This is a genomic window from Aquirufa sp. ROCK-SH2 (assembly GCF_054558315.1).
Genome location: NZ_JBPXKB010000027.1, coordinates 1 through 208, shown reverse-complemented (window position 1 = coordinate 208; position 208 = coordinate 1). Strand labels below are relative to the sequence as shown.

The following is a 208-nucleotide window of genomic DNA, read 5'->3' as shown; positions in this document are numbered from 1 at the left end:
ATGGCACAACGACTTCAACAGTAACAGTTACACTAAAAGATGCGAATAGCAATCCAGTTTCTGGTAAGACAGTTGTATTAACAGATGATAGCACAACATCAACGATCTCAGCAGCAAGTGGTAGTTCAGATGCAAGTGGAGTAGTAACCTTTACGGTGACAAACACCATTGCAGAAACAGTTATTTACTCGGCAACAGGAGATAATGT

1 protein-coding gene is annotated in these 208 nt (G+C 40.4%); it reads left to right on the top strand.

Annotation, left to right across the window (positions count from 1 at the left end; genetic code table 11):
• The coding region (locus V7S79_RS12265; protein WP_459490886.1) for an Ig-like domain-containing protein at positions 1–208 on the top strand (208 nt) is incomplete at both ends.